The 4,093-nt window shown below is 56.1% G+C and carries 4 protein-coding genes; all 4 read right to left on the bottom strand.

Features of this window, described 5'->3' with window-relative positions:
• The coding region (locus R6V78_RS08105) for a heavy metal translocating P-type ATPase (protein ID WP_410288837.1) at positions 1-2,102 on the bottom strand (2,102 nt) is incomplete at its 3' end.
• A 415-nt stretch (positions 2,103-2,517) separates the two neighbouring features.
• Positions 2,518-3,279 carry a PRC-barrel domain-containing protein gene (locus tag R6V78_RS08110; protein WP_410288838.1) on the bottom strand — a complete coding sequence of 254 codons (762 nt, stop codon included), beginning with the start codon at positions 3,277-3,279 and terminating at the stop codon, positions 2,518-2,520.
• 14 nt (positions 3,280-3,293) lie between these two features.
• Entirely contained in the window at positions 3,294-3,614 is a 321-nt protein-coding gene (locus R6V78_RS08115) for a hypothetical protein (protein WP_410288839.1), read from the bottom strand.
• Positions 3,615-3,809: 195 nt separating this feature from the next.
• Positions 3,810-4,093 (bottom strand): hypothetical protein (locus R6V78_RS08120; RefSeq protein ID WP_410288840.1); only part of this gene is annotated, 284 nt, incomplete at its 5' end.

The raw sequence follows: 4,093 nt of genomic DNA on the forward strand, positions 1-4,093 counted from the left end.
GCCTCGGCTTTCTGGCCCGGCAGGACGTCGGCCACCACCTCATCCAGATCGAGTTTGGCGGCCACCGCCTGGGCCGTGGTCTTGCTGTCGCCGGTCAACATGACAATGCGGATATTGTCCTGATGTAGCAGTCTGATCGCCTCGGCGGTGGTTTCCTTGATCGGGTCCGCCACGCCTATCAGACCGGCGAGCTTCCCGCCGACGCCGACAAACATGACGGTCTGGCCATCCTTGCGCATGGCTTCGGCTTTGGGGGCCAGTTCCTGCACATCGATCTTCAATTCCTCAAAAAGTTTGATATTACCGAAGACGACCGGTTGGCCGTCCACGCTGCCTTTGACACCTTTGCCGGTCACCGATTCAAAATCGGCGGCTTCGACCAGGTCGAGCCCTTTTTCTGAGGCGCCATTAACGATGGCCGCCGCCAAGGGGTGTTCGCTGCCTTTCTCGAGACTGGCGGCCAGACGCAGCATCTCCGCCTCATCGCCGCCAGCAACGGTGCTGACGGCAACGACCCTGGGCTTGCCTTCGGTGAGCGTTCCGGTTTTATCCACGACCAGGGTGTCGATTTTCCGCATGACTTCGATGGCCTCGGCATTTCTGAACAGGATCCCCATGGAGGCGCCCTTGCCGGTGGCCACCATGATCGACATGGGAGTGGCCAGACCAAGGGCGCAGGGGCAGGCAATAATGAGTACGGCCACCGCATTGATCAACGCATGGGCCATTTTCGGGTCAGGACCGAACAAACTCCACACAATAAAAGTAATCACGGCGGAACCGACAACTGCCGGCACAAAATATCCGGCCACCACATCGGCCACTTTCTGGATGGGGGCACGGCTGCGCTGGGCTTCGGACACCAGGTGGACGATTTGCGCCAGCAGGGTCTCGGCCCCGACCCGTTTGGCTTCCATGATCAGTGTTCCCGTGCCATTGACCGTAGCCCCGATCAATTTGTCGCCCTGATTTTTCTCAACCGGTATGGACTCGCCGGTGACCATTGACTCGTCGATCGCACTTTTGCCTTCCACAACGATGCCATCGACCGGCACTTTCTCGCCCGGTCGAACCCGCAGCATATTGCCGGGCTGCACATGGTCGAGTGAAATATCCTCTTCAGCGCCGTCATCTCGAATTATTCGGGCGGTTATAGGAGCCAGTCCCAGCAGCGCCTTGATGGCCGAGCTGGTCTGGCCGCGGGCTTTCAATTCCAGCATCTGGCCCAGCAGAATCAGGGTGGTGATGACGGCCGCCGCTTCAAAATAGACAGCCACCGTGCCCTCTTTTCCCCTGAAGGAGGCCGGGAATAGGTCAGGGAAGATTGCCGCAATCAGGCTGTAGATGTAAGCAACCGACACACCCAATCCAATCAGGGTGAACATATTGAGATTCCAGGATACGACAGACTGCCATCCCCGCACCAGAAATGGCCAGCCACCCCAGAACACGACCGGTGTCGCCAACAACAGTTCGATCCAGACAAGGAGATTTTGCGAGACCATCCCAGCCAGTGGGTTGCCGGGAATCATGTCGCTCATGGCCAAAATAAAAACCGGAAGCGTAAGAACCAGGCTGACCCAGAATCGGCGGCGCATGTCGGCCAGTTCGGGGTTTTCTTCCTCCTGACCCTCCTCACCCTTTGGTTCCAGGGCCATGCCGCATTTCGGGCAACTGCCGGGCTGGTCCTGCAAAATCTCCGGGTGCATGGGACAGGTCCATTGTGTGCCGGCAGGAGCCGCCCGGGTTTCAGCCTCCAGGGCCATACCGCATTTCGGGCAGCTGCCCGGCCCGGCCTGCTTTACTTCCGGGTGCATGGGACAGGTGTAAAGATCAGTCTTTTTGCGAGGAGCCTGGAATTTCGGTTGATCACCCATGGCAGGATGTTCATGTTTTGCTTGGTACGCCGAGGGATTTTTCTGGAATTTTTTCAGGCAATTTTCGCTGCAGAAATAGATTTTCTCTCCCCCCTGCTCGGTATGAAAGGGGGTATCCTTGTCGACGCGCATGTCACAGACCGGATCTTTGAGGACATTTTCCTCTGCCGGTTTATCCGGGTGAAGTGTTTGATCCTGGCGATGATGTCCATGCTCCTGATGCATATTCTGTTTTTCCTTCATAATGAATCCGGCATTCCCATGGCGCACCGCATGAATGATGAGAAATGGCAGTTCGATGAGCGCGCCGACCAACCCTATGCCGGGCTGATACTGTTGGCGATCTCTTCGCCTTGGGACTGCCTCTGCTTTGGGTTTGATCGGTGTTGCCCGGTGATGTTCCCGAATCGGGTCCCCCTTCGAAGGCAACGATCGGTCCGCCCGATTCCCACAGCTTCCCGATGAACCAGGTACACAAGCCGTAACCGGGACCTTGATGAAGGCATTGAGCCGGTCCCACAACCGGTGCGCTTCCACCAACGTTCCGTCGGTGCCGTACGGCAGGTGGGGATTGACCTCCAGCCGGATCGGCGAATACGCGTTCTATCCGGTCGCGCGAGACCGTCCGCAGGACGATTCGTCATCTATCCCGATCATTCTTTTTCTGCATACTCTGACCAAAGTGGTCTAAAAGAAACGCTTCGTAATCCCGGCTGATGGGTTTAGAAGGATTGAACTCGAGACTTTTTTCCACTGACCCCCGCGTAAGGTCAAAGTAAACAAGGGAATCGGCCCATTGCACACGATTGATCCATCGGGGTGATAGAATAACTTTTTTCCCCGGCAGCCAGTTGCGGGTATCTGCCACCAGGAAGCGAATCGCCCAATTTTCATCGTCGACCATAAAATCTTCCACATGACCAATTTCGCCGTCGGTGGCATGAATATGGTAGCCGGTAACTTGCCGTGTGCTGCGCAAATACGGATCATCCCGACTTCCTGACGCTGAGTCTTCCTGATCCAAAAGCGCTTCGTCGGCAGAAAGGGGTAACGGGGTTGTCCCGAAAGTACCGCCGTAACCACCTCGCCAAGGCCACTGATAGTACTCATGTAGCGCTATTTCATGCTGACGATATACAGGCTTTTGCGTTTCGATATTTGGGCTGTTGCGCACTTGGGTACGGGTAAGGTTCACCGAAAACATACGCGACTCAGGTTCTGGTTTTCCGAAGGCTGCAAGAGCAATGAGCACCTTTCGGCCGGACAACCAATTGCCGGTTTCTACGACGACATAGCGGATCGTCCAAGTTTGGTCATCGAAGTAGAATTCGTCCACTTTTCCCAGATCACCATCCGTGGCTCTGATGGCGTAACCGATCAAATCGCTAATAGTAGCTTGCATGGTGCCTCCTTTACTCAGCCGTTTTCGGCGTTACCCGGTGATGTTTCCGAATCGCGCCCCCCTTCGAAGGCAACGATCGGTCCGCCCGATCCCCACAGCTTTCCGATGCCCCAGGTACACAAGCCGAAACCGATGCCCAACACCGCGACGGCTGCTGCATAATTGCCCAACAGGTCCGTCAGGATGATCTGCCCCACGTTGGTAGGGTCGTATAAAACGGGGATCAGCGTCTCGTGCAACTGGGCGAAAAGGGCCGTGCCCGCCAGTCCGCACAGCAGGGCGAAGACCGCATCCATGCGCCCCTCGCCGGCGGCCGCCCAGGTGAGAACGCCCATCGTAAACGTATATGTACCTGCGATGAGGAAGAAAATCGCTATGTGGTCAAGCACCCGAAGCGCACGTTTTGGCCCTGTTCTCCGGCAGAAAGTGATAGAGCGTGGATGACAGGTACATAAAAATAATTGTTCCGGCAAAGATGGCGACTCCCGGTCGGAATCGTTTCGAGATCATCCGTATAGGGCAGTGGCAGGTTAGATCTTGCCTTTTATGGCCTTGCGATCCTGAACGCCTTCATGAGGCCCCATTGCTCTCAAAATAGCCTCGGCTTGCGCCCCACCGGATTCCAAGGATTGCTGCACGTCTTTGAAGTCCCCGCGGATAAGTTTCAGCGCATAACGTTCGCCATCGATTTCTTCCGTTGTACGGACACCCAACCGCCGGAAGATTTCCACCGGAGGGCACCATCCTTGGAGACCATGCTGCAGAAGAAATCCGCAGATAATTGCAGGTAAAATATAAAACTTTCGGTTCACCG

Origin of the sequence: Desulfosarcina sp. (genome assembly GCF_046496365.1) — a bacterium.
Classification (GTDB): Bacteria; Desulfobacterota; Desulfobacteria; order Desulfobacterales; family Desulfosarcinaceae; genus Desulfosarcina.

Bases quoted from the DNA above. Each gene is read 5' to 3' on its own strand.
- R6V78_RS08115 (WP_410288839.1), bottom strand. From the start codon at position 3,614: ATGGGCGTTCTCACCTGGGCGGCCGCCGGCGAGGGGCGCATGGATGCG.
- R6V78_RS08110 (WP_410288838.1), bottom strand. From the start codon at position 3,279: ATGCAAGCTACTATTAGCGATTTGATCGGTTACGCCATCAGAGCCACG.